25 protein-coding genes are annotated in these 25,545 nt (G+C 55.6%); 10 read left to right on the top strand and 15 right to left on the bottom strand.

Annotated elements, in window-relative coordinates; genetic code table 11:
• Positions 1–15: 15 nt before the first annotated feature.
• From R1T41_RS02645 to hflK, 4 genes are all read right to left on the bottom strand, one after another.
• Positions 16–1,515 carry a DegQ family serine endoprotease gene (locus R1T41_RS02645; RefSeq protein WP_062953331.1) on the bottom strand — a complete coding sequence of 500 codons (1,500 nt, stop codon included), beginning with the start codon at positions 1,513–1,515 and terminating at the stop codon, positions 16–18.
• A 218-nt stretch (positions 1,516–1,733) separates the two neighbouring features.
• The gene (locus R1T41_RS02640; RefSeq protein ID WP_114111086.1) at positions 1,734–1,925 is read right to left on the bottom strand and encodes a DUF2065 domain-containing protein; all 192 of its coding nucleotides are present in this window, start codon (positions 1,923–1,925) and stop codon (positions 1,734–1,736) included.
• Positions 1,926–2,057: 132 nt separating this feature from the next.
• Entirely contained in the window at positions 2,058–2,930 is an 873-nt protein-coding gene (hflC, locus tag R1T41_RS02635; protein ID WP_062953333.1) for a protease modulator HflC, read from the bottom strand.
• Entirely contained in the window at positions 2,930–4,060 is a 1,131-nt protein-coding gene (hflK, locus tag R1T41_RS02630; RefSeq protein WP_317339774.1) for an FtsH protease activity modulator HflK, read from the bottom strand. Before hflK ends, hflC begins: the two co-directional genes overlap by 1 nt.
• A gap of 276 nt (positions 4,061–4,336) precedes the next feature.
• On the opposite strand from hflK, the gene R1T41_RS02625 reads away from it, so the two are divergent.
• Positions 4,337–5,539, top strand: a complete 1,203-nt coding sequence (locus tag R1T41_RS02625; protein WP_317339772.1) for an Mrp/NBP35 family ATP-binding protein — start codon at positions 4,337–4,339, stop codon at positions 5,537–5,539.
• 15 nt (positions 5,540–5,554) lie between these two features.
• Here the strand turns inward: R1T41_RS02625 and R1T41_RS02620 are convergent, their stop codons facing one another.
• Complete coding sequence (locus R1T41_RS02620; protein WP_062953336.1) at positions 5,555–6,328, bottom strand: substrate-binding periplasmic protein; 774 nt, start codon at positions 6,326–6,328, stop codon at positions 5,555–5,557.
• A 46-nt stretch (positions 6,329–6,374) separates the two neighbouring features.
• Positions 6,375–6,782, bottom strand: a complete 408-nt coding sequence (locus R1T41_RS02615; RefSeq protein WP_317339770.1) for a hypothetical protein — start codon at positions 6,780–6,782, stop codon at positions 6,375–6,377.
• Between the two features lie 137 nt (positions 6,783–6,919).
• On the opposite strand from R1T41_RS02615, the gene R1T41_RS02610 reads away from it, so the two are divergent.
• Complete coding sequence (locus R1T41_RS02610; protein ID WP_317339768.1) at positions 6,920–7,735, top strand: helix-turn-helix transcriptional regulator; 816 nt, start codon at positions 6,920–6,922, stop codon at positions 7,733–7,735.
• 77 nt (positions 7,736–7,812) lie between these two features.
• On the opposite strand, the gene purL is transcribed toward R1T41_RS02610, so the two are convergent.
• The 5 genes from purL to R1T41_RS02585 all read right to left on the bottom strand — a co-directional run bounded on the left by purL (position 7,813) and on the right by R1T41_RS02585 (position 12,905).
• Positions 7,813–10,026: a phosphoribosylformylglycinamidine synthase subunit PurL gene (gene purL / locus R1T41_RS02605; protein ID WP_411045558.1), complete on the bottom strand. Its 2,214-nt coding sequence runs from the start codon at positions 10,024–10,026 to the stop codon at positions 7,813–7,815.
• Positions 10,020–10,709, bottom strand: coding sequence for a phosphoribosylformylglycinamidine synthase subunit PurQ (purQ, locus tag R1T41_RS02600; RefSeq protein ID WP_317339764.1), 690 nt, complete (start codon positions 10,707–10,709; stop codon positions 10,020–10,022). The genes purL and purQ overlap by 7 nt, the downstream gene beginning before the upstream one ends.
• Before the next feature lie 81 nt (positions 10,710–10,790).
• Positions 10,791–11,030: a phosphoribosylformylglycinamidine synthase subunit PurS gene (purS, locus tag R1T41_RS02595; protein WP_007092030.1), complete on the bottom strand. Its 240-nt coding sequence runs from the start codon at positions 11,028–11,030 to the stop codon at positions 10,791–10,793.
• A 118-nt stretch (positions 11,031–11,148) separates the two neighbouring features.
• Positions 11,149–11,907 carry a phosphoribosylaminoimidazolesuccinocarboxamide synthase gene (gene purC, locus R1T41_RS02590; protein WP_317339761.1) on the bottom strand — a complete coding sequence of 253 codons (759 nt, stop codon included), beginning with the start codon at positions 11,905–11,907 and terminating at the stop codon, positions 11,149–11,151.
• Positions 11,908–12,125: 218 nt separating this feature from the next.
• Positions 12,126–12,905 carry an NRDE family protein gene (locus R1T41_RS02585; RefSeq protein ID WP_170954186.1) on the bottom strand — a complete coding sequence of 260 codons (780 nt, stop codon included), beginning with the start codon at positions 12,903–12,905 and terminating at the stop codon, positions 12,126–12,128.
• A 144-nt stretch (positions 12,906–13,049) separates the two neighbouring features.
• On the opposite strand from R1T41_RS02585, the gene R1T41_RS02580 reads away from it, so the two are divergent.
• The 3 genes from R1T41_RS02580 to R1T41_RS02570 all read left to right on the top strand — a co-directional run bounded on the left by R1T41_RS02580 (position 13,050) and on the right by R1T41_RS02570 (position 15,025).
• Positions 13,050–13,370: a DUF1476 domain-containing protein gene (locus tag R1T41_RS02580; RefSeq protein WP_062953341.1), complete on the top strand. Its 321-nt coding sequence runs from the start codon at positions 13,050–13,052 to the stop codon at positions 13,368–13,370.
• Positions 13,371–13,528: 158 nt separating this feature from the next.
• Entirely contained in the window at positions 13,529–14,206 is a 678-nt protein-coding gene (locus tag R1T41_RS02575; RefSeq protein ID WP_062953342.1) for a response regulator, read from the top strand.
• A gap of 120 nt (positions 14,207–14,326) precedes the next feature.
• Positions 14,327–15,025: a glutamine amidotransferase-related protein gene (locus tag R1T41_RS02570; protein ID WP_317339756.1), complete on the top strand. Its 699-nt coding sequence runs from the start codon at positions 14,327–14,329 to the stop codon at positions 15,023–15,025.
• Positions 15,026–15,084: 59 nt separating this feature from the next.
• Here R1T41_RS02570 and R1T41_RS02565 read toward each other — a convergent pair whose 3' ends face one another.
• Positions 15,085–16,026, bottom strand: coding sequence for a DMT family transporter (locus R1T41_RS02565; RefSeq protein WP_317339754.1), 942 nt, complete (start codon positions 16,024–16,026; stop codon positions 15,085–15,087).
• A gap of 97 nt (positions 16,027–16,123) precedes the next feature.
• On the opposite strand from R1T41_RS02565, the gene R1T41_RS02560 reads away from it, so the two are divergent.
• Positions 16,124–17,032, top strand: a complete 909-nt coding sequence (locus R1T41_RS02560) for a LysR substrate-binding domain-containing protein (RefSeq protein WP_317339752.1) — start codon at positions 16,124–16,126, stop codon at positions 17,030–17,032.
• Positions 17,033–17,088: 56 nt separating this feature from the next.
• Here R1T41_RS02560 and purB read toward each other — a convergent pair whose 3' ends face one another.
• Entirely contained in the window at positions 17,089–18,399 is a 1,311-nt protein-coding gene (purB, locus tag R1T41_RS02555; protein ID WP_317339750.1) for an adenylosuccinate lyase, read from the bottom strand.
• A 215-nt stretch (positions 18,400–18,614) separates the two neighbouring features.
• Entirely contained in the window at positions 18,615–19,523 is a 909-nt protein-coding gene (locus tag R1T41_RS02550) for a LysR family transcriptional regulator (RefSeq protein ID WP_317339748.1), read from the bottom strand.
• A gap of 32 nt (positions 19,524–19,555) precedes the next feature.
• Here R1T41_RS02550 and R1T41_RS02545 point away from each other — a divergent pair, with 32 nt between their 5' ends.
• Positions 19,556–20,695 (top strand): MBL fold metallo-hydrolase, encoded by a 1,140-nt coding sequence (locus R1T41_RS02545; protein ID WP_317339745.1) that lies wholly within the window; start codon positions 19,556–19,558, stop codon positions 20,693–20,695.
• A gap of 218 nt (positions 20,696–20,913) precedes the next feature.
• Positions 20,914–22,665 carry an HD domain-containing phosphohydrolase gene (locus R1T41_RS02540; RefSeq protein ID WP_317339743.1) on the top strand — a complete coding sequence of 584 codons (1,752 nt, stop codon included), beginning with the start codon at positions 20,914–20,916 and terminating at the stop codon, positions 22,663–22,665.
• Between the two features lie 38 nt (positions 22,666–22,703).
• On the opposite strand, the gene R1T41_RS02535 is transcribed toward R1T41_RS02540, so the two are convergent.
• On the bottom strand, positions 22,704–23,474 hold the full coding sequence (locus R1T41_RS02535; RefSeq protein WP_317339742.1) for an SDR family oxidoreductase: 771 nt from the start codon (positions 23,472–23,474) through the stop codon (positions 22,704–22,706).
• Positions 23,475–23,736: 262 nt separating this feature from the next.
• Between R1T41_RS02535 and ada the strand changes: the two genes are divergently transcribed.
• Positions 23,737–24,807, top strand: coding sequence for a bifunctional DNA-binding transcriptional regulator/O6-methylguanine-DNA methyltransferase Ada (gene ada, locus R1T41_RS02530; RefSeq protein ID WP_411045478.1), 1,071 nt, complete (start codon positions 23,737–23,739; stop codon positions 24,805–24,807).
• The gene (locus R1T41_RS02525; RefSeq protein ID WP_317339740.1) at positions 24,804–25,517 is read left to right on the top strand and encodes a 2OG-Fe(II) oxygenase; all 714 of its coding nucleotides are present in this window, start codon (positions 24,804–24,806) and stop codon (positions 25,515–25,517) included. The genes ada and R1T41_RS02525 overlap by 4 nt, the downstream gene beginning before the upstream one ends.
• The last annotated feature ends 28 nt before the right edge of the window (positions 25,518–25,545 follow it).

Here is a 25,545-nt window from a genome sequence, read left to right as displayed (position 1 = left end):
TAAAACCCGAAGGCCTTATTCTTCCTTGTTCAGGGTCAGGCCGAAGTAACGCGGGCCTGCAGAGGTTTCAATCAGCATCAGGATGGTGCGTTTATCATCATCAAGTGCCTTTTTAACCGCATCGGCTACTTCTTCGACGGTCGAAACCGAGCTGTGCGATGCCTCGATAATGATGTCGCCCGGGCGGACACCTTTTTCTGCAGCATAGCTGTCACCATTCACATCGGTCACGATGACACCTTCGGTGCCTTCGGCAAGGTTATAGCGGCGACGCAGTTCATCATCGACATTGGCGACCTTGAGGCCAAGTGCCTTGATTTCAGCTTCGGCAATGGCGGCAGGTGCCTGTTCTTCACCCGGTTCTGCCGCGGTTGCGACGGTTTCTTCTTCAAGTTCGCCGAGTTCGACCTGAACGGTTTTCTTTTCACCGTCACGCCAGATCACCACATCGACATCCTTGCCGATTTTGGTTTCGGCAACGATCCGCGGCAGGCGACGCATGCTTTCGACTTCCTTGCCATCGAACGACAGGATGACGTCACCCTGTTTGATGCCGGCGGCTTTTGCAGGGCCGTCTTCGGATACACCGGCAACCATTGCACCGGTTGATTCATCAAGGCCGACCGAGTCCGCGATATCGTCGGTCACGGTCTGGATGTGAACGCCAAGCCAGCCACGGCGGGTCCGGCCATATTCCTTGAGCTGTTCGACAACCGACTGTGCAATTGCCGAGGGAATGGCAAAACCGATCCCGACCGAACCACCGGACGGCGAATAGATCGCGCTGTTGATCCCGATGACGTCGCCATCAAGGTTGAACAGCGGCCCGCCGGAGTTCCCGCGGTTGATCGAGGCATCGGTCTGGATGAAATCGTCATACGGACCCTGATTGATGTCACGGTTACGTGCCGAAATGATCCCTGCGGTCACTGTGCCACCAAGGCCGAACGGGTTACCGATCGCCATCGCCCAGTCGCCAATGCGGGAATGGTCTGAATCCCCCCATTTAACGAAAGGCAGGTCTTCTGTCGGTTCGACTTTCAGAAGTGCGACATCCGTTTTCGGGTCGCGACCGATCAGTTTCGCCGGAAGCGTATCGCCATCATGCAGGCGCACCGTGATTTCGTCGGCACCGTCAATCACATGGTTGTTGGTCACGATGTAACCGTCAGCCGAGATGATAAAGCCCGAACCCAGTGCGGTCGCACGGCGCTGCTGGGGAGTCTGGCCCTGGCCTTGTCCACCACCTTGTCCGTTGCGATCCATGAAGTCCTTGAAAAGATCTTCAAACGGCGAGCCGGGAGGGAACTGGAAGTCCGGACCCTGGCGTTCGGCCACCATCTGACTGGTCGAGATATTTACCACACTGGGCAGAAGCTTTTCGGCCAGGTCTGCGAAACTTTCAGGAGCGGGGCGAGCGTTCGCAATCTGCGAGACGCTGGTCACGCCAAGAAGAACAATCACCAGCGCAGCCGTAAATTTGCTTCGCGCCGGGTTGTATAATGCTTTTAGCATGTGTCTGATCCTGTTCGTTGCCGCGTTCACGGTATTGAATTTTTGCAGCACGCGATGCTGTTCTTTTGGATAGTTCATGCACCGCTTAACTAGCCAAGTTAGCGCCGAGTTTGTCAGAAATTTGGCAAGCCTGAGAAAAATCAAGGAAGAGCCCGGGTTTTTCTGTGTTTGCACACCAGAAGGCGCAAATATGCGCGAAATGGCCCCGAACTTTATCTTCAAAGCCAGACCCGCACAGCCCAGATCGCGGCGATGGCGACGACCGCGGCAACAAGGCCACCGATCCGTAATTGGGATTCGGGGATTTCCTGCACCAGTTCCATCACACGTTTGGCGCCGCCCGGGAACAGCGAATAAAACATTCCCTCCAGCGCGATGGCCAGGAGAACAGCTGTAACGAGTTCCTTCATGGGCGTGGACGTTCCGGCGTTTCTATGAACCTGTGTGCGATATAACTATCAACAGGACATTATTTTCAAACAAAAAAGGGCGACCGGCACACTATGCCGGTCGCCCTAGTGCTTTGTCCAGCACCCGTTTGTCTAGCGCGTTGCGCCAGGCGACGAGTTGTTAAAGTACTGGAAGAATTCGGAATCCGGTGAAATCACCATCGTCGAACCATCCGAAAGTGCCTCGCGATAGGCTTCCAGCGAACGATAGAACTCGAAGAAACCGGCATCCTTGCCATAGGCTTCACCAAGAACGATGTTCCGCTGACCGTCACCTTCACCGCGCAGAACTTCTGCCTGACGGCGGGCTTCGGCCAGAATGCCGACGCGTTCACGATCCGCTTCTGCCTGAATTTTCGCCTTGAGCTCTTCACCCTCGGCGCGAAGCTGTGCGGCTTCGGCGATACGCGAAGAACGCATACGGTTATACACCGCCTGCGACGTTTCCTGCGGAAGATCTGTACGACCGATACGAACATCGATCAGCTCGACGCCGAATTCCTTTGCCGGCTCGATCAGGGTTGCCTGGATTTTCTCCATGATCTGCGACCGGTTATCCGACAGAAGCGACACAAGCGGAGCCTGTGCAAGTTCGCCACGAATAACCGAGTTCAGACGCTGCCCAAAAAGCTGAACAAAGTTCGCCGAGTTGGTTGCGCGCTGACGGAACTGCAGGGGATCAACGATTCTCCAACGGGCAAAGCTGTCAACATTGACACGCTTCTGGTCCGACAGAAGAACCTGCTGAACCGGCGGATCAAGTTCAAGAATGCGGCGCTCGTAATATTCCACATTCTGAATCGGCAGCTTGAAATGCAGGCCCGGTTCGGAAACCGCATGGACCGGATTACCGAACTGAAGCACCAGCGCCTGCTGGTCCTGACGAACGGTAAACATGCACATGGATGCAACGACGGCACCAATAACGACAACGACGCCGGCAGCAATAAGTTTAGGACTAGCCATTAGTTATTGCCTCCTGCATTCGCGCGTTTCTGGATTTCAGGCAACGGCAGATAGGGAACAACGCCGTTTGCACCTTCACCGTTCTGATCAAGAATGACCTTGTTGGAGTTCTTGAGAACATCCTGCATGGTTTCGAGATACAGACGACGTGTGGTGACATCTTTCGCGGTCAGATAGGAATTATAAACCGAGATAAAGCGTTCTGCTTCACCCTGGGCATTCTTCACAACCTGATCCTTGTATGCACGAGCTTCGAGAACCAGACGTTCTGCTTCACCTTTTGCACGCGGGATGATGTCGTTGCGATAGGCCAGTGCTTCGTTCTGTGAACGGTCACGGTCCTGACGGGCACGCTGAACATCGTTGAACGCATCGATAACGTCACGCGGCGGGTCAACTTTCTGCATTTTCACTTCTGCAATGAAAATACCCGAAGCATAGCCGTCCATGATCGATTGCAGCAGGGTGCGTGTCTGTTCTTCAACACGGACACGACCGACCGTCAGGGCTTCTTCCAGATTGGTTTTGCCGATGACTTCGCGGATCGCACTTTCGGCTGCAAGCTTGATGGTGTTTTCCGGGTCGCGAACATTAAACAGATAGGCACCGGCATCGCTGATGCGCCACTGAACGACATAATCAATGTCGATGATGTTCTGATCGCCGGTCAGCATCAGGCTTTCTTCCGGGACATCGCGCGCGCCGCCAGTGCCGGTACCGTTACCACGATAACCGATCTCGATCTGGTTGGTGCGTTCGACGTTCGGCTTGATCACTTCGCCAATCGGGGCGGGCAGGAAATAATTCAGACCCGGACCGGTTGTACCAACCCATTTGCCAAACAGAAGTGTCACACCCTGTTCGCCCGGCTGGACGCGATAGAAACCGGTCAAAAGCCACAACCCGATTATGGCGATACCAATCAGGACAAAGCCTTTGTAACCGCCACCACCGGGGAACAGCCGCTTGAGGCGTTCCTGGCTTTTGCGAATTATTTCATCAAAATCGGGGGGCGTGTTACCACCGCCGCCACCGCCACCCTGGGGACGCTGTCCCCACGGATTGCGGCCGCCGCCATTGTTTCCGCCACCACCCCAGGGGCCGCCGCCCCCTTGTGAATTCCAAGGCATCGAGTGTCTTCCTCTTCTTGCCGTTCGGTGTTTATTTATGCTTACCGATCTTGGGACATGAGCCCATTAATGACATGCCTATTGCTTGCTTATCGTGGTCATCTGACCTATCTGCGCACCAAGCTCCGTCTGAATCCTTTTATCCGGACGGCGTTGCATGTAATTAATGGGGCCACGCCCTAAGGCCTTATATGACAGCTTGCCCTGCAAAACAACGATACGCGCCTGCAAGTTCTGTGCGATCACGGACTTAAGCCAATTTTCGGAGACTGCAATATGACCTCGCCCAACCGGGAACGCATTACTGAAGCCCTTTCGACGGTTATCGATCCGGCTGACGGCAAGAGTATCGTCGAAAAGGGTATGGTTCAAGGCATTGATATCCATGACGAAACTGTCAATGTCATGATTGCGGTGGACCCGCAGCGCGGGGCGTCGCTTGAAGACCTTCGTCTTGCTGCCGAGCGTGCCGTTGCCGATGTGAACGGGGTCACAACGGCCCGTGTGGCCCTTACGGCAGAACGTCCGAAGGGGGCTTCTGCCCCGGCGCAAGGTGGTCATTCGCATCCCCATTCCCATGGCCATACACATGGGGCGCAAGGGCCCGCTCCGCAAGCCGGACAACGCCCGCAGGGGGCATCGCAAAAGCCGCTTGAACTGCCAACCGTGCGGTCGATCATCACCGTTGCATCGGGCAAGGGTGGGGTTGGTAAATCGACGACCTCCGTCAATCTGGCGCTGTCGCTGGCGACCAAGGGGCTGAAGGTCGGTCTGCTGGATGCCGATATTTATGGGCCGAGCCTGCCGCGCATGATGGGCCTTCGCGATGCCAAGCCAACCCATTCCGACAAGGAGGGCAAAATGGTGCCGCCATCAGCATTTGGCATCCGCATTATGTCGATCGGGTTCCTTGTCGATGAAGAACAGCCGGTGATCTGGCGTGGACCGATGGCGATGGGCGCACTTGAACAGCTGCTGCGCGACAGCGACTGGGGCGAGCTTGACGTTCTTGTTGTCGATATGCCGCCGGGTACAGGCGATATCCAGCTTTCGATGGCGCAACGCGTCCCGGTCACCGGGGCGGTGATTGTTTCCACCCCGCAGGACATTGCCCTGCTTGACGCGCGCAAGGGGCTCAACATGTTCCGCAAGGTCAATGTCCCGGTGATGGGCCTGATCGAGAACATGAGCTATTATAAATGCCCGGAATGCGGCCATGTCGATCATGTCTTTGATCACGGTGGTGCCCGCAAGGCCGCCGACGAACTTGGCGTACCCTTCCTTGGCGAAATTCCGCTCGACCTTAAAATCCGCCTTGGCGCGGACGAAGGTAAACCGATCATCCATACCGATCCGGACGGCGAACATTCCAAGGCTTATGCTGCCATCGCCGACAAGATTGCTGCGGCAATTGATGAACGCGTAGGTCCGAAAACCGCACCGAAGAAAAGCCTGTTCCCCAAAATCAGCTTCCGCTAGGTCGCCCGCTTTCGATCAGTAATTGCTTGCACCCTGCAACACATCCTCGGTGATGCGTTGCAGGGTGCCGTTTTCGCGCAACTCTTCGATCGAACGATTGATTGCGGTCATCATCGAAATCGCAGATGAGGCGCGGTTGAATACGATATAGGTCGTATTCTCACGCACGGGCTCCTCACCGCGGGTAATCTTTTCGTCTAGCTTCAACCGCTTGATCCAGACATCGCCAGCCTCCTGAATGGCAATCAGGCTATCAACCCGGCCTAGCGACAGCATCTGAAAGTTCTGTTCATCTCCGGATGCTTCGGATGCGGTAAACACGCCGCGTTTGCGTGCGTCATCGATCTGATCCCCATAGCTCCATCCGCGAATGACGCCAACGGTCTGGCCGCGCAGATCTTCAATTTCGTCCGGTTTGGGGGCAATATCGCGGTGGTGATAAAGCATCAGCCGTTCAACATGGATCGGGTCGGAGAAGTAATATTTTTTCTGGCGTTCGAGATTCTTGTATATTCCGGCAACACCGCCCTTGTTGGCATCGAGATTTTCAATCGCACGTTTCCATGGTACCGCGACAATATCGACATCAATCCCGGCATGAAGAAAAATCGCCTGGATCATCGCAGGATAGATACCTGTTGCCTTATCCCCGGCACGATACATGAAGGGCGGGTTTGCCTCGTCGACATAAATGGTTTCGGCATGACTTTTCGTCGCGGGCATCACGGCCAGAACGGCCATGCCGACGACGAAAAGAGATGTGACGAAGAACTTTGCCGAAAATGTCATTCTGGCCCCTAATGATGCTTCCGCTCCCACCAGAAGACATGGGGGTTCAGGCGGCAGGCGACAAGGAATGCCGCGCGATTGTGCGATATTCAAAGGCCGCGATGCCAAGTACGCCCAGTGCCTGCATAATGACAAAGCCATATCCAATGGCCGTGGGGGCACCAATCGGCAGGATCAGTATCGCGATGCTGCCCAGAGCCCAGCCGAGATTGCCCAGTATGATCAACCAGACAAGAGCCAGACTGGGATTGGGCTGCTTTGCTACGATAAACATCAAAACCGCACAGGGAAACAGGATAAGCCCGGCAAACAGAAGCAGATCGGTCGGCAGCCCAAAGAGGCTGGTAAGGGGCCCTGCGCCAAGGCACAGTAGCAAGCCGAAAGCAAAACAGGTTGCCGCATCAAACATCAAAACCGTTCTAAGCATTTTATGGGGCGCTTTGACTATCATCATATCGACCTTTCGATTGGTTGGGTTGTTTTGGTCTGCCAACCATGCCCAAGATCGGGAAGGGATACGATTACCTGACAGGTAATGTTTGCGGTTTTCGTTTGATGCTAGGATTGGGTTAACAACAAGACGGTGATCCGATGAACGAACTGAAACCCGACCCGTTTGGCACTGTGCTTAAGGTCTGGCGCAAACAGCGCCGGATGAGCCAGCTTGACCTTGCAAGCGAGGCGGAGATATCGACCCGGCATCTGAGTTTCCTTGAAACCGGACGTGCCAGACCCAGTCGCGACATGGTGTTGCATCTTTCCGAATGTCTTGATGTACCGCTGCGTGAACGCAATTCGATGCTGATTGCCGGAGGATTTGCGCCGATTTATGCCGACCATGATTTTGGCACGGACCAATCGGCAGCCATCCGAATGGCGGTGGAAAGAATACTGACCGCGCACGAACCTTATCCGGCGCTGGCGATGGACCGGCACTGGAACATGGTGGCCGCAAACCGGATCGTACCCTTATTGCTTGGCGGGGTTGGCCCGGAATTTCTCAAACCGCCAGTCAATATCTTGCGGCTTAGTCTGCATCCGAACGGGTTGGCTCCCCGGGTGGTCAATTATACAGAATGGCGCGATCATCTGCTGGACCGGATGCGTCGCCAGATTGCAGTGACAGCAGATGCGAAGCTCCGCGGCCTTTATGACGAAGCCAGCCGTTACCGGGCCCCCGAGAAGGTGACGGAAACTGATATGGCTGACGGGGCAGGAGAACTGACCGGGCTTGTCGTGCCGCTGGTTTTGCAAAGTGATGCCGGTGAATTCCGCTTTGTCAGCACAACCACGGTCTTTGGTACCCCGGTCGAAGTCACATTGTCCGAACTTGCCATTGAAACTCTGTTGCCAGCCGACGCCCAAACGGCGGCTATCTTGGGGGAACTGGCGGCAGGCTTGCCTTAAATTGGACTGAACCGGGTCAAAACACAAAACCCCGCCAGATTTCTCTGACGGGGTTTCGGGTTTGCGGTTTGGACGGCTTACTGAACGGCTTCTGCCATATAGGACGGCATCCAGCCTTCGTTCAGGTCGCGCAGCTCGGCAAGGGATACCTTGGCACCACCATCAATGGTGACCACATCACCCCCGGCCTGACCGATGATGACCGCGGCGACATTCGCGCTGCCCGCCGCGTTCAGGACCTTGTCCGGATCGCGGGTGGCAATCACGTAGCGGCCCTGATCCTCGCCAAACAGCCATGCGACTTCGCTACCGGATTCGGGCAGGTGCAGGTCGGCACCGATATTGCCCGCAAGGCACATCTCGGCAACCGCGACCAGAAGGCCGCCATCGGCGATATCGTGGCAGGTGCGGACCAGACCAAGCTCGATCAGTTCACGCACCAGCATACCAGCCCGTTTTTCCGCATTCAGGTCGACCGGCGGCGGGGCGCCTTCTTCGCGGCCTTCGATGGTTTTGAGATACAGCGACTGGCCAAGTTCACCGGTCGCGGCACCAATCATGATCAGCGCACTGTCATCGCGTTTGATGCCGATAGTGGCATGATGACCCAGATCGGAAATCACCCCAACGCCACCGATTGCGGGCGTTGGCATGATGCCGACGCCATTGGTTTCGTTGTAAAGTGACACGTTGCCCGAAACGACCGGGAAGTCGAGCGCAATGCAGGCCTCGGCAATGCCCTGGCAGGCACCAACGAACTGACCCATGATGCGCGGGCGTTCCGGGTTACCGAAGTTCATGTTATCCGTGATCGCAAGCGGCTTGGCACCGGTGGCAACCAGGTTGCGATATGCTTCGGCAACGGCCTGTTTGCCACCTTCGACCGGATCGGCCATGACATAGCGCGGGGTGCAATCGGTGGTGGCTGCAATGCCCTTGTTCGTGCCCGAAACGCGTACGACACCGGCATCACCCCCCGGACGGACAATCGTGTTGCCCATGACCAGATGGTCATACTGTTCCCAGATCCAGCGACGCGACGCGAGGTCCGGGGACGCAATCAGGGTTTTCAGCGCATCGATATGGCTGACCTTGCCCGAAATGCTTACCGGATCGATACGATCCTGCTTCGGGGTCGGTTCCCACGGACGGTCGTATTCCGGCGATGCTTCGGCCAGCGGATCGATCGGAAGATCACCGGCAACTTCGCCATGCCATTTAAGAACCATGCGTTTGGTATCGGTCAGGATACCGATGACGGCAAAGTCGAGTTCCCATTTGTCAAAGATCGCCTTGGCGGCGTCTTCGCAACCGGGTTTCAGGACCATCAGCATGCGTTCCTGCGATTCTGAAAGCATCAGTTCGTAGGGGGTCATGCCTTCTTCGCGCATCGGGACTTTATCAAGCCACAGTTCGACACCAACGCCGCCCTTGGACGCCATTTCGAACGAGGACGAGGTCAGACCGGCCGCACCCATATCCTGAATGGCGACGATCATGTCGGTTGCCATCAGTTCAAGGCAGGCTTCGAGCAGAAGCTTTTCGGTGAACGGATCGCCGACCTGAACGGTAGGACGTTTTTCATCGCTGTCATCATCAAACTCGGCCGAGGCCATGGTTGCGCCATGGATACCGTCACGGCCGGTTTTCGAACCGACATAGACAACCGGGTTTCCGATACCGGCTGCTGCGGAATAGAAGATGTTGTCGGCGTCGGCCAGACCCACGGTCATCGCATTGACCAGGATATTGCCGTTATAGGATGCGTGGAAGTTGGTTTCCCCACCGATGGTCGGGACCCCCATGCAGTTGCCGTAACCGCCGATGCCTTCGACGACACCGCTAAGCAGGTGGCGGGTTTTCGGATGATCCGGTTCGCCAAAGCGCAGCGCATTGAGGTTTGCGACCGGACGGGCACCCATGGTGAAGACATCGCGCATGATGCCGCCAACACCGGTTGCCGCACCCTGATAGGGTTCGATAAAGGAGGGGTGGTTGTGGCTTTCCATCTTGAAGACGGCGGCCTGACCATCGCCAATGTCGATGACACCAGCGTTTTCACCCGGTCCCTGAATGACCCAGTCAGCCTTGGTCGGAAGGGTTTTGAGCCATTTTTTCGATGATTTGTAAGAGCAATGCTCCGACCACATGACCGAGAAAATGCCAAGCTCGTTGATGTTGGGTTCACGGCCCATGATTTCGAGGACGAGTTTATACTCTTCCTCGTTCAGGCCGTGTTCCTTGACCAGTTCCGGCGTGATCGGGGTGTTGAAATCGTTAGCACTCACGATGCTGCCTCCACCAAGCTTTTGAACAGATTGCGGCCATCTGTGCCACCATGGAGCGGATCAATCGCATTTTCCGGGTGGGGCATCATGCCAAGGACGTTGCCCGCCTCGTTGATGATGCCTGCAATATTGCGCTGCGACCCGTTCAGGTTGGTTGCCGGATCAACGACACCATTGGCATCGCAATAGCGCAGAACAACGCGACCTTCGCCTTCGAGGCGGTCAAGCGTTTCGCTATCGGCAAAGAAGTTGCCGTCATGATGGGCAACCGGATAATCGACGACCTCGCCGGTTTTGTAATGGTTGGTGAAGCGTGTATTGGTGTTTTCGATCTTCAGATGCGTGTTCTTGCAGATGAATTTCAGGCTGGCATTGCGCATCAGCGCACCGGGCAGCAGGCCTGCTTCTGTCAGAATCTGGAAACCGTTACAGACGCCAAGGATGGTCACGCCGGCCTTCGCGCGTTCGGCAACCGCACGCATGATCGGGGATTTGGCAGCCATGGCGCCGCAACGCAGATAGTCGCCATAGGAAAAACCACCCGGAACCATGATGATGTCGGTTTTTGGCAGTTCGGTTTCGCCATGCCAAACCACGGTCGGTTTGGTGCCGGTGGCCTGTTCAAGGGCCGCAATGGCGTCATTCTCCCGGTTGATGCCGGGGAAGAGGATGACAGCGGATTTCATGAAATACCGTCTCTCGATTAATATCCGTTACTTGATCGCGACAGACAAAGGCCCTGCAACGGCAAAGCCCCGCCCGGGCAGTTAGGCCAGCTCGATGCTGTAATCTTCGATCACGGTATTGGCGAGAAGCTTCTCGCACATTTCCTTGACCTCGGCGCGTGCCTTTTCGACGTCGCTGCCATCCAGTTCGAGTTCGATGAACTTGCCCTGGCGGACATCGTTGACACCGGCAAAACCAAGACCCTGCAGGGCGTGGTGAACGGCTTTACCCTGCGGGTCAAGAACACCGTTCTTCAGGGTGACATGGACACGTGCTTTCACGAGAAGCTCCTTTGAGTGCGCACTCGCCATACGGCGATACTTGTTTGCAAACAATAATGTACCGGTTCCGATGGTTCCGGCGTCGATAAGAAAAGGCCGCGCAAGCGCGGCCTTGGGATTATTTGTCTTTGTTCAGCGATTCTATGTCCGCGGACTCAGGCAGGACACCGAGACGGCGCGCCACTTCCTGATAGGCTTCCTCGACCCCGCCAAGATCGCGGCGGAAACGGTCCTTGTCCATCTTTTCGTTGGTCACGGCATCCCAGAGGCGGCAGTTGTCCGGGCTGAATTCATCGGCCAGAACCAGATGCATGAAATCGCTTTCCCAGACGCGTCCGAATTCAAGTTTGAAATCGACCAGCTTGATCCCGATGCCGCGCATCAGGCCGCACAGGTAATCGTTGACGCGAAGGGTCATGCCGACGATTTCCTCGAGCTCTTCGGCACTTGCCCAGCCAAGGGCAAGGATATGCTCGTCAGAAACCAGCGGATCACCAAGCGCGTCGTCTTTGTAATAAAATTCGACGATCGGGCGCGGCAGACGTTCGCCTTCTTCAAGGCCAAGACGTTTGGCCATCGAACCGGCGACGATATTGCGCACCACGACCTCGATTGGAACGATTTCGCATTTCTTGCAAAGCTGTTCGCGCATATTGATGCGGCGAATGAAATGCGTCGGGATGCCGATTTCCGCCAGACGGGTCATGACGAATTCGGTGATCATGTTGTTCAGGACGCCCTTGCCGGCAATGGTGCCGCGCTTCTGTGCGTTGAACGCCGTGGCATCGTCCTTGAAATACTGGATGATGGTTCCGGGTTCGGTACCTTCGTACAAAACCTTGGCTTTACCCTCGTAGATGGGCTGCTTTCTGGACATTGGCGGAATCTTTCACATCTTTGCTTGCGGGGAGTGTCCCCGAGCACCCTGAAAAACGCGCCCCCCGTATAGCAGTGCTGGCGCAGAAACTCAATTGCCGTGTAGGTCTATTTACGCAGACTTGATAATAGGATTTTGCAACCGTCGAACCTGCGGAAGGCTACGACGGAAAAGCCCCCTGAAAACCGGGCGTTACGGGGGTGAAACGGGCGGACTGCCTAAATCTCGACCGGGAGGAAGGGGACGCTGTCGGGCTGGCCGTTGGCAAACAGCCAGACAGGGCGGCGCGGCAGTTCGTTTTTCTGAGTCGGAATGGCCGGAAGCCCGATCAGGGACGAACAGATCGTCTCAAACCCGATATTGCTGCGCACCAGCATGGCATCGGCACGAATGTCATGATGTGCCGGATCAGGTTCCATCATGCCGGTATCAGCCAGAAGGGCCTGCCATGCAAACCAGTCATCGGCTTCGGGGTTGGGCGGCGGGGCGCTGATGAAACGCGGAAGGTTGCGTTTGGTGCGTTCGCTGTTGGCTTTGTCATTCAGATCATGGGCGGTGATCATCGACAATCCCTCGGGGATGTCGGTGATTTCGATTTTGCCTTCGCCGCGATTGGCCAGCCAATAGGCATCCCGATTATCGGCAATCACCATGTTGAACGGGCGATATGCCGTGCCGTCAAGCTCGGCCAGTGCCTGGGCTGCGTCAATGGCGTCGGCATGATCAAGCGCCTCGAGCGGCAATTCACCGCGCGATCGTTTGTCATCGGCCGGGCCCAGCGTGCCATAGCGATTAAGCACGGCGGCCACCACGCCATCCTCGTTGATGCCAAGCCACGTGCCGCCGGCGGTTTCATCCATTCCGGCGATAACATCAGGGCGGTCCTCCCAATGGCGGGCCGGGGCCTTCCACGGGCGGTTGTTCATTTCGTCGCGATTGGCGCCGATAATCACCGGCCATTCATGGTCGGGGCGGCGCAGAATGATAACTGTACACATGACCCAGATCAAAGCGACATGGATCGGCATTTGTCAAATTCAAAAGTATCGGGGCGGGCCGGTGACATGGTGTGATAGAGTCCATAGATAAAGGACGAGGGAAAACGTCCCGATCAAAAACAAACCGGATGGAGGAGCCAAAACATGTCCAATTTCACGGATCGTGAACGCGGTTTCGAGGCGAAATACAGCTTTGATCTGGAACAGAATTTCCGGATCGAAGCCCATCTTTACAAAATGCTGGCGACCTGGGCGGGCGATAAAATGGGAATGAGCGAGGCGGAAAGTCGTTCCTATGCGGCCAAAATCGTCGGCGATGTTGTCAGCAATCCGCAGGAAAACGGTATCATATCCGTGCTTCTGGCCGATTTCGGACGGCATAATATCGATATGACGGTCAGCGAGGTAAACCGCAAACTCGAAGAATTGCGCCCGCTTGCACGTGCCGAACTGCTCGAGGAATAGTTGCTTTGCAGAAATAAGAAAAAGTTCGGATTTGCAAACCATTAGCCGGTTTCGTATTCTGTCCCCGGATCAAGAAAGATTTCTGGTTGCAGCCACGCGTTGTTTTGCTTGTTAATGTTCGGGCATGGTTGTGGGTCAGGTAGAGAAGGGCAAAGGCTTTGCGTATCCTGTTGGCAGACGATCACGATCTGGTTCGTGAAGCATTATCACTGCTGTTCCAGCAATATTTCGAAGGTTGTGAAGTGGTCGAGGCGGGCGCGCTTGACCCGGCACTGGAGCATATCGAGGCACAGAACGATTTCGATCTGGTGCTTCTGGATTTGCGGATGCCCGGCATGAACGGGCTTGAGGGGCTTAAACGCACTCTTGAAAAAGCAGCGAAAACAACTTCGGTTGTTTTGCTTTCGGGGGCCTATCGCAGCGAAGATGTGCGCCATGCCATTGAAAATGGCGCACAGGGCTTTATCCCCAAAACATTGCGCGGGCAGGCACTTGCCAATGCCATCCAACTGGTTCTGGCGGGCGAGAAATATCTGCCGTCCTCAATCCTGAACGATATGGGTGATGGCTTTGGCGGAGGCAGTGACGGCGAACCGCGCATGGCTGGCGGTTTCGGCAATGAAGGTGATTTCAGCCGCCTGACCCCGCGCGAACGCGAAGTTCTGGCGCTTCTGGCCGAAGGGCGTCCGAACAAGGATATTGCGCGTCACCTTGATCTGCGCGAAATCACGGTGAAATATCACCTGAAAAACATTTACCGCAAACTGCATGTGTCCAACCGGGCGCAGGCGGTAAAAATCGCACTGGAAGATATGGCGCGTACCGGAACGTTGTAGTATGCTTGTCAAAGGCAGCGCTGTTTGACGCTCGAAACCCGGCTCGTGATTTCACGGGCCGTTTTTCTTTGGCGGTTCGGGTTGCTCCCCTCGTAATGTCACCTGAAACGAGGAACTGAAATGACCATCCGTATCGCCCTTGTCGGGGATTTCAACCCCGCCGTTACCGCCCATCAGGCCATCCCCAAGGCCATTGAAATCGCGGCTGCCGAAATCGGCATTTCCGTCGAATATGACTGGATCGCAACACCGCGTTTTGATGATGGGGCTGCACCGATACTGTCTGGCTATGACGGGATGTGGTGTGTTCCGGCAAGTCCGTATGAAAGTCTTGAAGGTGCGCTTGCCGCGATCCGGTTTGTGCGCGAGAACGATATCGCGTTTCTTGGCACATGCGGCGGTTATCAGCATGCGGTTCTGGAATATGCACGCAATGTTCTGGGACTTGCCAATGCTGCGAATGCCGAAATTGATCCGGATGCGGAATTGCCGCTGATTGCGCCGCTGGCCTGTGCGCTGATTGATCAGGATGGCGAGATTGAGCTGGCTGCGGGAAGTTTGATCCGTGCTCATAGCGGATCGGATCATCTGATTGAAACCTATCGGTGCAGTTATGGGTTTAATCGTGATTATGCGGGGCTGCTGGCAGGGCAGGCGTTGCAGATTGGGGCATGGGATGCAGATGGCGATCCCCGTTCTGTGGAATTGCACAATCATCGTTTCTTTATCGGCACAGCCTTTCAGCCGGAACGGTCCGCCCTGCGCGGTGAAAATCATCCGCTGATCACGGCCTTTATCAAAGCCGCATCGGCAAAATAATCCCATAAAAAAGCACCCCCGCGATCAGCACGGGGGTGCAGTCCTTGAGACGGAGAGTCTCAGGCACGTTCGGGCAGGTTGTGTGCCCGGACATTCGATGATGTTGTATTTGTCGATGATGGCGGGGTGCGGCCCGACTGGATGATGAAAACACCCGACAGGATCATGGCGGTCGCAACGATATCAGTTGCGGAAACCGGTTCGCCCAAAATCAGGCTTCCGGTCAGAAGGCCAATGACCGGCGGGATATAGGTGACCCCGGCGGTTTTGACCGCGCCCAGTTTCCCGATCAGAAAGTAATAGCACATATAGGCAATGCCGGTGCCAAACATGCCAAGGCCGATGAATAGCCCGGTGGCAATTTTCCAGTTGGTGAAGATCCCATTCATGCCGGAAAAGTCGCAAATCAGCAGAAGCGTTAAAGCAGAAAGGCCAAGCTGATAGGTGCAAAGTGCAATTGGTGAAATGCCAAGGGGGCTCAGGAATTTGCGGACATAGACGAACGAAAGCCCGACACAGCCCGATCCAATGGCGACGTAAACCACACCCATCAGATCGATGCCCGACGTGCCACTTTCCCATGGCTTTGCGATAATCAGGACACCGGCAAAGCCAAACAGCAATCCGCTGATTGAACGGATATTGACCGGTTCGCTGCGCAGGAAAATGGCCGCGGCGATAAAGGAAAACATCGGGATCACACCGCTTAGCATTCCGGCAACGCTGGATGGCAGAAGGGCGATGCCCTTGGCAAAGGCGAGGTAATAAACGGTGGCCGCGAGAAGCGACATGACAATGAAATGGTGCACATAACGCAGATGCTGCCAATCCAGCACCTTGCGCGCCATCGCAAATGCCAGAACCGGCAGAAAGCCCATGATCACACGTACCGTCACCACCTGCATCGGCGATATCAGGCTGCTTGCCGTTTTGTTGAACAAAAAGGTCATGCCCCAGCACAGGGCAAGAAAGCCGAAAACAAGGTATGCGTTGTTCTTCATGGCCGGAACTTTCGTGGGGGTAATGCCGTGATTGTAGGTCTGGCCGGAATGGCGTACAAATCATGTTATCTGGATCATGAAATAGAAAATCTGTATTATGAGTTCATATCCACCCCTGAATTCCTTGCGTGCTTTCGAGGCATCCATTCGACTGAATAGTTTTTCTCGTGCAGCGGAAGAACTGAACGTAACACCCGGTGCCGTCGGACAGCAGATCAGAAAGCTTGAAGATTGGCTGGGTGTGGAACTGTTCGCCCGTTCGGTCCGGCAGGTCAAACCAACCGCCGACGGGCTTGAATATGCCGCGCGCATATCACCCGCCCTGCAGCAGATTATCGATGCCAGCCAGCATTTGCGCGGGCAGCGCGAACATATGGTGCGTGTGGTCATGCCGCCAAGCTTCGCCGCGAAATGGTTTTCCAAACGCATGGCGCGGTTTTTGATCGATTATCCGTCAACGTCACTTCACGTGGGTTCGTCAGTACAATTCACGGATTTTGATCGCGATCCGGTCGACATCGCCGTGCGGTATTTTGACGGGAATGATGAAAAGCTTGAATCCGTCCTGATCTATCGCGGGCAGGCGGCGGCCTTCTGCTCGCCCGCCTATCGCGATCGGATGGGGTTTGAGCGCCCCGCCGATCTGGTACGTGCGACTTTGTTAAACGACATTCTGCATGACTGGTGGGAAGAATGGTTGGGCCAGTTTGCAGGGATGAACCCGGGCGAGATTGGCGCAATCAAGCGCATTGAAATCGATCAGACATCTATGGCGATCGAGGCCGCGATCCACGGGCAGGGGGTTGTGATGGCCAACCCGTTACTGGCGGAGGAAGACGTGATGGAAGGCAAGCTGATCCATCTGTTTCCCGAACAGGTTCAGGTTGTTCCATTGGGATATTATCTGGTGCATCCGAAAAACCGGGAACTGCGCGGTCAGGTAAAGCTGTTTCGTGACTGGCTGCTGGGCGAGGCGCAGGAACTTTCCCTGTTGCAAAATACGTAAACAGAAAAGCCCCGGCCAATTGTCCGGGGCTTTGATTTTAGTGTGCAGTGTTACCGTCAGTCAGCAAACACACGGGCGAAAATCGTGTCGACATGCTTGGTATGGTAACCAAGGTCAAACAGACTTTCGAGCGTTACCATCGGGATCTTCGCGGTAACGTCTGCGTCGGTTTTCAGAAGCGACAGCAGATCGCCTTCGCGGTTCCAGACTTTCATCGCGTTACGCTGAACGATGCGATACGAATCTTCGCGCGAAACGCCATGCTGCGTCAGGGTTAGCAGCACGCGCTGCGAGAAGACCAGGCCGCCCATCTGATTAAGGATTTCGTCCATCCGTTCCGGATAGACGACAAGGTTTTCAACCACATTGGTCAGACGCATCAGGGCGAAGTCGAGCGTTACGGTCGCATCCGGGCCGATATTGCGTTCGACCGATGAATGCGAAATATCGCGTTCATGCCAAAGGGCAACGTTTTCCATTGCCGGGATCGCCATCGAACGGACAAGACGCGCAAGCCCGGTCAGGTTTTCGGTCAGAACCGGGTTGCGTTTGTGCGGCATTGCCGACGAACCCTTCTGCCCCTTCGAGAAGAATTCCTCGACTTCGCGGACTTCAGTGCGCTGCAGGTGGCGAATTTCAGTTGCCAGATGCTCGATGGAGGATGCGATAACACCAAGGGCTGCGAAATAGGCGGCATGACGGTCGCGCGGGATGACCTGGGTTGAAACCGGTTCGGGTTTCAGGCCAAGCTTGGCGGCAACATGTTCTTCGACGTGCGGGTCGATATTGGCGAATGTGCCGACTGCACCGGAGATCGCACAGGTCGCGATCTCTTCGCGGGCGACCACCAGACGGTCGCGGTTGCGTTTAAACTCGGCATAGAAGGTTGCCAGTTTCAGGCCAAAGGTTACCGGCTCTGCGTGGATGCCGTGCGAACGCCCCATGCAGGCGATGTCCTTGGTTTCATAGGCGCGTTTTTTCAGCGCGGCCAGAAGCTTGTCCATGTCTTCAAGCAGGATGTCGGTTGCCTGAACAAGCTGAACGTTAAAGCAGGTATCTAGAACGTCGGAGCTGGTCATGCCCTGATGAACGAAACGGGCTTCTTCACCGACCTGTTCTGCCAGTTCCGTCAGGAAGGCGATCACGTCGTGTTTGACTTCGGCTTCGACAGCATCGATGCGGTCAATACGATCCTGGGTATAGGGCTTGTTGCCTTTTTCCCAGACCAGTTTGGCAGAGGCAGCCGGAATGACGCCCAGCTCGGCCAGTTTGTCGGCAGCGTGTGCCTCGATTTCAAACCAGATACGGAATTTGTTCGCCGGTTCCCAGATTGATGTCATCTGCGGACGGGAATAACGGGGGATCATGCAGTCGCCTCCGGGCAGGATGGTTGGGTGCCGGGTCATGACCAGATTGCGTGATCAGCGAAGTGCGATGCTGGTTCCGGCACGCTTTCAACGCGTCGGATAGTCCATATCGCTGCGATTGGCAACCCTGCATCGTAGGCTGTTTGCGTTCAGAGGCATCTTTGCCGGTGTTTTTGGGGCCGTTGCGCGGCGTTTCCGGATTTTCCTGCCGGACATTATTCGCCGATTGCAGGCCATTTCCGATTGCGAATGTATTCAAGAAAGGCACGCATGGCCGCACTCGTATGGCGCCGGTTCGGATAATACAGATACCAACTCGGCAGCTTTTTCTTCCAATCGAAAAGCAATTCGACAAGTCTGCCCTGTTTGACATCTTTGCGGACGTAATCGTCAAACAGATGCGCGATGCCCGATCCTGCAAGGGCTGCCTGACGCTCCTGATGCGCCGAACTCAGCGTCAACCGGCCTTTCGGCGTGATTTCGACCTCATTCCCGTTGTTCGCGAATTTCCACGTCACCATGGTTCCGCCGGGAAAACGACGGCGAATACAGTCATGCGTCAGAAGATCGTCCGGTGAACCGGGGCGCCCCCTCCTGCGCAGATAATCGGGGGAAGCCACAATTGCATATTCTAAGGCGGGACCCAGCGGCATCGCGATCATGTCCTGGGCAAGTTGATGTCCGAAACGCACACCGGCGTCGAAACCATGCTCGACAATATCGATGATTGCTGCCTCGCTGACGATTTCAACATTGATGTCGGGGTAAATTTCCATGAATTCAAAGGCCAGAGGGCACAGAACATGGTCGGCGGCCGGGCCCGGCGCATTGATCCGCACAGTACCGGATGGGTGTTCCCGAAGCTGATTGAGATCGTCGATCGCTGTTCTGATGTCGTGAAGGGCAGGTCCAAGTCGCTCAAGAAGTCGTTCGCCTGCTTCGGTTGGCGAGACGCTGCGTGTCGTCCGGTTCAGCAACCGGATACCCAACGCTTCTTCAAGCACACTGATTGATTGGCTGATGGCAGAGGATGATACGCCCCTGCCAAGCGCGGCGGCTCTGAAGCCTCCACATCGCACGACGTCCTCAAATATCTCCAGACTGTCAAGGCGTAGCGATTTCATTGCAAAGCTCTGCTTAATAAGCTGATCCATTTTTGTTAGCTTATCTGTGCGCTCGATCTGTGTCATCCCTAGAAAAGGCATCGCCTACAGACGCCGTGCCGGACGACGCTGCAATCAAATACGACACCTGCAATCACAATTTGGACAGGATGATGAGTATGAGCGGAATTACATTGAATCGCAGAAAGATCATGCTGACAGCCGCATCGGCAGCAGCTGGACTGATCTTGCCAACCGGCGGTATAGCCTTTGCCCAGGCTGCTTCCGGCGCGTCGTCCCCGCTCCAAAACGGGAATGCGGGCGGAAATGTTGGCCATTACCGGTTTCGTGTCGGAGATGACATATCTGCAACCGTGTTGAGCGACGGGCTGATCGGTGGTCCGCCCCGGATTTACGCCAGTAACGCGCCGGAGGCAGAATTGGAGGAAGTTCTCAGGCAAGCCTTTTTACCGACTGATCGTCTGACACTTAATCTCAATACGCTTCTTATCGAAACGAATGGCAGACGGATACTGCTTGAGGTGGGTGCCGGGCAGACGATGGGACCGCAGGGCGGTCGTCTGTTTGATAACTTGGCGGCAATCGGTTTGAGGCCCGAGGATATCGACATTGTGGTTGTTTCCCACACGCACCCGGATCATGTCGGAAATCTTCGGACAGCTGATGGTCGTAAGGCATTTCCACGCGCGACCGTTTTTGCGCCTCGTGCTGATTGGGATTTCTTTGTCGTCAACGATCCGGATCTTTCCTACATGCCAGTGCCCGAGGATTTCCGTCGTAATTTCTCCGCGGCCATCAAGCGGAGCGTCGAACCGGTTGCGAACGGGATCGAATTGTATGAACCCGGAGAAGAGATTATACCCGGTCTGATCACGCTTCCGGCATTGGGCCATACTCCTGGTATGGCGAACTTCCTTGTTCAATCAGGGAACGACCAGCTCCTGCTTACAGCCGACCTTGCTTATCATCCGATCGTTAATGTCGACCGATCATGGCTGCCGGGGCCGGATCGTGACAAGGAAACGGCTCTTGTCTCTCGCCGGCGCATCTTTGACATGGCGGCAACTGACCGGCTTCTTGTTCTCGGCTTCCATTATCCGTTCCCGGGCCTTGGCCGAATGCTCAAGACGGATGTCGGCTATGCCTGGGTTCCGGCCTATTGGCAGTTTTGATCTTTCATCAATGGTTTAACATGCGCCAAACGCATTACTATCGCAGACCCTGTTTGGGGGCATAACAGCTTTATTACCGCTTTTTACCTGTGTGGAACTTGCCATCTGCTAAGATTATCTCAATCTCCTGATGGATATAGTTCGTAAAACGAACATTCCAGAACCAGCGCGGGCAAACCGTTCTGATCGCGAGTGGACACAGATAATGGCACGTATTTATGACCCGTATCGGGGATGATTTGAAAAATCCTCCGACCCGCACAGCCCGAGGCGTCGACACCGATGCGCGTTATCTTGCGCAGCTGGTGGATCTTGGTATTGCCCTGTCGGCAGAACAGGGTCGGGAGGAGCTTCATCAGAAAATCCTGATGGCAGCGCGGCAGTTTACCAATGCCGATGGCGGGTCATTGTATCTGGTCAATAAGGATGAAACGGAACTTCAGTTTCGCATTCTGATGAACGATACGCTTGATACGTTTTTCGTATCGGGCCGCGAACACGAGAAGCCGTTTCCACCCCTGCCGCTTTATGATGCGGATGGCAATCCCAATCACAAAAACATTGCAACCTATGTCGCGCTAAGCGGTGAAGCGATCAATATCGAGGATGCGTATTTCGCCGAAGGGTTCGATTTTTCCGGCACGCGCGCCTTTGATGCCAAAACCGGTTATCGGTCTAAATCCTTCCTGACCGTACCGCTTAAAAATACGCGCGGCACTGTGATCGGCGTGTTGCAGCTGATTAATGCGCGCGACGATGCGGGCGATGTAATTGCCTTTGACCCGTTGATCGAACCAATCATCAATGCCCTGGCAAGCCAGGCGGCGGTGGCACTTGAAAACAGCCGCCTTTTGATGGCGCAGCGCGATCTGATGGAAAGTTTCGTACGCGTGCTGGGGCAGGCGATTGACGCCAAATCGCCCCATACCGCCTATCATTGCGAAAAGGTTCCAATCATTGCCCGCATGTTGGCCAAGGCGGCCGTCGATGAAAAGCAGGGGGCATTTTCCAATTTCTATCTGACCGATATGGAATGGTACGAGCTTGACCTTGCTGCGTGGCTTCATGACTGCGGCAAGATCACAACACCCGATCATGTGGTCGAAAAGGCTACCAAGCTTGAAACCATCCATAACCGCATTCACGAAATCCGAACCCGGTTCGAAGTCCTTAGGCGGGACGCGGAAATCGAGATGCTCAAGCGCAAGCTCGCGGGCGAGGATGCCCAACGTTGCGATGATGATTTCAGTGCCCGGATCGCCGAACTTGAAAGCCAGTTTTCGATGGTTGCGCACAGCAACATTGGCGATGACGAGCTTGATAGCGATGCGGTCTTTGCCCTGCATGACATCGGTGGGCAGGAATGGGTGCGCTATTTTGATCGCACCATCGGGCTTTCATGGGCGGAAAATCAGCGCCTGACCGAAGACGATCTTGCGCAATTCAGCCTGCCCGGTATTGAAAAGCTTCTTGATGATCGTGCAGATCACGCATATCTCGGCTTTAACCGGGGTGAGCTTTATAACCTTTCGGTTCCGCGCGGCACCCTGACCTCCGAGGAACGAAAGGTTATCAATGATCATGTTGTGGTGACGCAGGAAATGCTGGCGCAATTGCCTTATCCCAAGGAATTGCAGCGTATTCCCGCAATTGCAGGCAACCATCATGAAAAGATGGATGGTTCGGGCTATCCTAACGGTATGCTGGGCGAAGAGATGGGCATCCTCGAAAAGGTGATGGTGATCGCCGATATATTCGAGGCTCTGACCGCGGTTGACCGTCCCTATAAACGGCCCAAAATGTTATCGGAATGCATCGCGATCCTGGCTGACATTCGCGACAAGGGGCAGATCGACAATGATCTGTTCGAATTGCTGCTGTCGTCGGGCGTTTATATCGAATACGGACGTAAATACCTGCAACCCGGACAGTGCGACGAAGTTGATATCACGCAGTTTTTGCGCAACTGAAAGCGGACCGGACACGATGCATCCGGCCCGTCCCGTCATCAGGTCCGGTTGATTGAAACCCCGCCATCGGCAAGGAACGGCACACCCGTCACAAAGCTTGCCGCATCGGACGCCAGAAACAGGGCGGCCTGCGCCATTTCGGACGGTTTTGCCATACGTTTCAATGCATGCAGACTGTTGACGAACTGCTCGACCTCTGGCCCGGCGCCGGGTTTGTTGGTGATGATGGCCGGGGTATCGGTCCCACCGGGCAGCAGTGCATTGACCCGAATGCCCTGTGGTCCGTATTCGGCTGCCAGCGATTTCATCAATCCGATCATGCCCGCCTTGCTGGCGGCATAGGCGCCCATCCCGGGCATACCGACCGAATAGCCGACAAAGCTTGATGTCAGGATCAGCGAACCTGCACCATTGGCAAGCATCGCAGGCAATTGATATTTCGCCCCGAAAAATGCCGATGTCAGGTTGGTTTCGATCATTTCATGCCAGTCGTCGGTTGCCATATCGGGGATCGAAACAAACTCCCCGACCATCCCGGCATTATTGACCGCGATATCAAGCTCTCCGAAATGATCAAGGGTGGCCTCGACCAGTTGCCTTGATACATCTTCGCCCGTAAGACAGCCCGGCACTGAAATGGCCGTACCACCGGCATCACGGATATCGGCCATGATATCATCGAGCAATTCAGTACGTCTGGCATTCAGCACAAGCTTGGCACCCTGCTGGGCAAAAAGTTCGGCTATGGCGCGGCCGATGCCGGAACTGGCCCCGGTGATGATTGCGGTTTTACCGTCCAGTGTGAACATGTTTCCATCTCCTGTGTCATGATAGGATGACCATCGTGGTGATGATGGCCCGATGGGGAGACGCTAGTTCGGGCAAGGCGGACGGGCACTCCGGTTATTGGCATTGAATTCGCGGAATTGACGGTTTTTCGTAGGTAGCGAATTTGAAAGCAAGGAACGGAGTGCAGCTCACGGGATGGACGATCAGAATGCTGGTCAAACGGATGCATCTGGCATCCTTGTGTTCTGATAAAGGAGCCATTCCATGTTGACGGAGACGAAATTGAGCAAGGCGATCCTCTGGATCAGTGACGAGGACAAGTGGCAGGCCGTGGCAAATCGCGATGGCAAAGCTGACGGACAGTTTTACTATTCGGTCGTAACCACCGGGGTTTATTGCCGACCATCCTGTGGTGCACGTCTGGCACGCCGGGAAAATGTCGCGTTTCATGCCAGTTGCGATGATGCCGAACGGGCGGGTTTCCGCCCGTGCAAACGGTGCCGTCCGAACACCGCATCGATTGGCGAACGCAATGCGGATGTCGTGGAAACGGCATGCGAAATCATCCGTAATGCCGAAGAAATGCCAAGCCTTGATGATCTGGCCACACAAGCCGGGATGAGCCGGTTTCACTTTCACCGGGTGTTTAAATCGGTAAGCGGGGTGACGCCAAAGGCCTATGCCAGTGCTTATCGGGCCGGACGCGTGCGCGAGGAATTGCGCAGTAGCAATACTGTGACCGAGGCGATCTATGACGCGGGATATAATTCCAACAGCCGGTTTTATGAACGCTCGCACAAGATGCTGGGCATGACGCCAAGCAGCTATCGCGCGGGGGGCAAGGGCGAGAAAATCCGGTTTGCGGTGGGGCAATGTGCGCTTGGCGCAATCCTTGGCGCGGCAAGTCTCAAGGGGATTTGCATGATCCTTCTGGGCGATGACCCCGATGCGCTCGTGCGCCAGTTGCAGGATGCCTTCCCCAAGGCGGAGCTGATCGGCGGCGACCCGGCATTCGAGGACTGGATGGCCCAGATCGTCGGGCTGGTCGAAGCGCCGCAGCTTGGTCATAACCTGCCGCTAGATATTCGCGGTACGGCCTTTCAGCAACGCGTCTGGCAGGCACTTTCGGAAATTCCGGTCGGGACAAAGGCAAGCTATGCCGAAATCGCCGAAAAGATCGGATCGCCGCGTGCTACCCGTGCTGTTGCGCAGGCCTGTGGTGCCAACAGCATCGCGGTTGCCATTCCCTGCCACCGGGTGGTGCGCAAGGATGGCGATCTTTCGGGATATCGCTGGGGGGTGGAGCGCAAGAAAACCCTGCTGGATATTGAAAGCGGGGAGGCCGGGCAATGAACAAGATGACCCGTGACGGGATCGCATCGCTTGATTGGGAAAAGCATGCCCGCGAACTTGATGCCCATGGCTGTGCGATCCTTGAACACCTGATTGATCAGGACACATGCCGGGCATTGATCGCGCGTTATGACGAGCCGGAAACTTTTCGCAGCCATATTCATATGGCCCGGCACGGGTTCGGGCGCGGCGAATACAAATATTTCGCTTATCCCCTGCCCGATATGATCGCGGGTTTGCGGCAATCGCTTTATCCGCCATTGGCCGAAATTGCCAACCGCTGGAACCGGGCGATGGGCCTGGATCGGCACTTTCCCGGCGATCACGCCCGGTTTGTTGCCCGATGCCATGACGCGGGGCAGACCCGCCCGACACCGCTTTTGCTGCGTTACGGAGCAGGGGATTATAATTGCCTGCATCAGGATGTTTACGGCGATTGCGTGTTTCCTTTGCAGGTCGCGATCCTTCTAAGCGACCCGGAAACGGATTTTGAAGGCGGCGAATTTGTTCTGACCGAACAGCGCCCGCGTATGCAATCCCGCGCCGAGGTCGTGCCGCTGATGCAAGGCGATGCCGTGATTTTCCCCGTCCACCATCGCCCTGTGGCGGGCACGCGCGGAACGTACCGGGTGAATATGCGACACGGTGTTTCCCGCCTGCGCGCCGGGTCACGGCATACGCTTGGCATAATTTTTCATGATGCCAAATAGCTGATCCCGGTCGGACTGATTTGAGCTG

This window comes from Thalassospira lucentensis (assembly GCF_032921865.1).
Taxonomy (GTDB): domain Bacteria; phylum Pseudomonadota; class Alphaproteobacteria; order Rhodospirillales; family Thalassospiraceae; genus Thalassospira; species Thalassospira lucentensis_A.
This window is presented reverse-complemented; position numbering and strand designations above follow the sequence as displayed.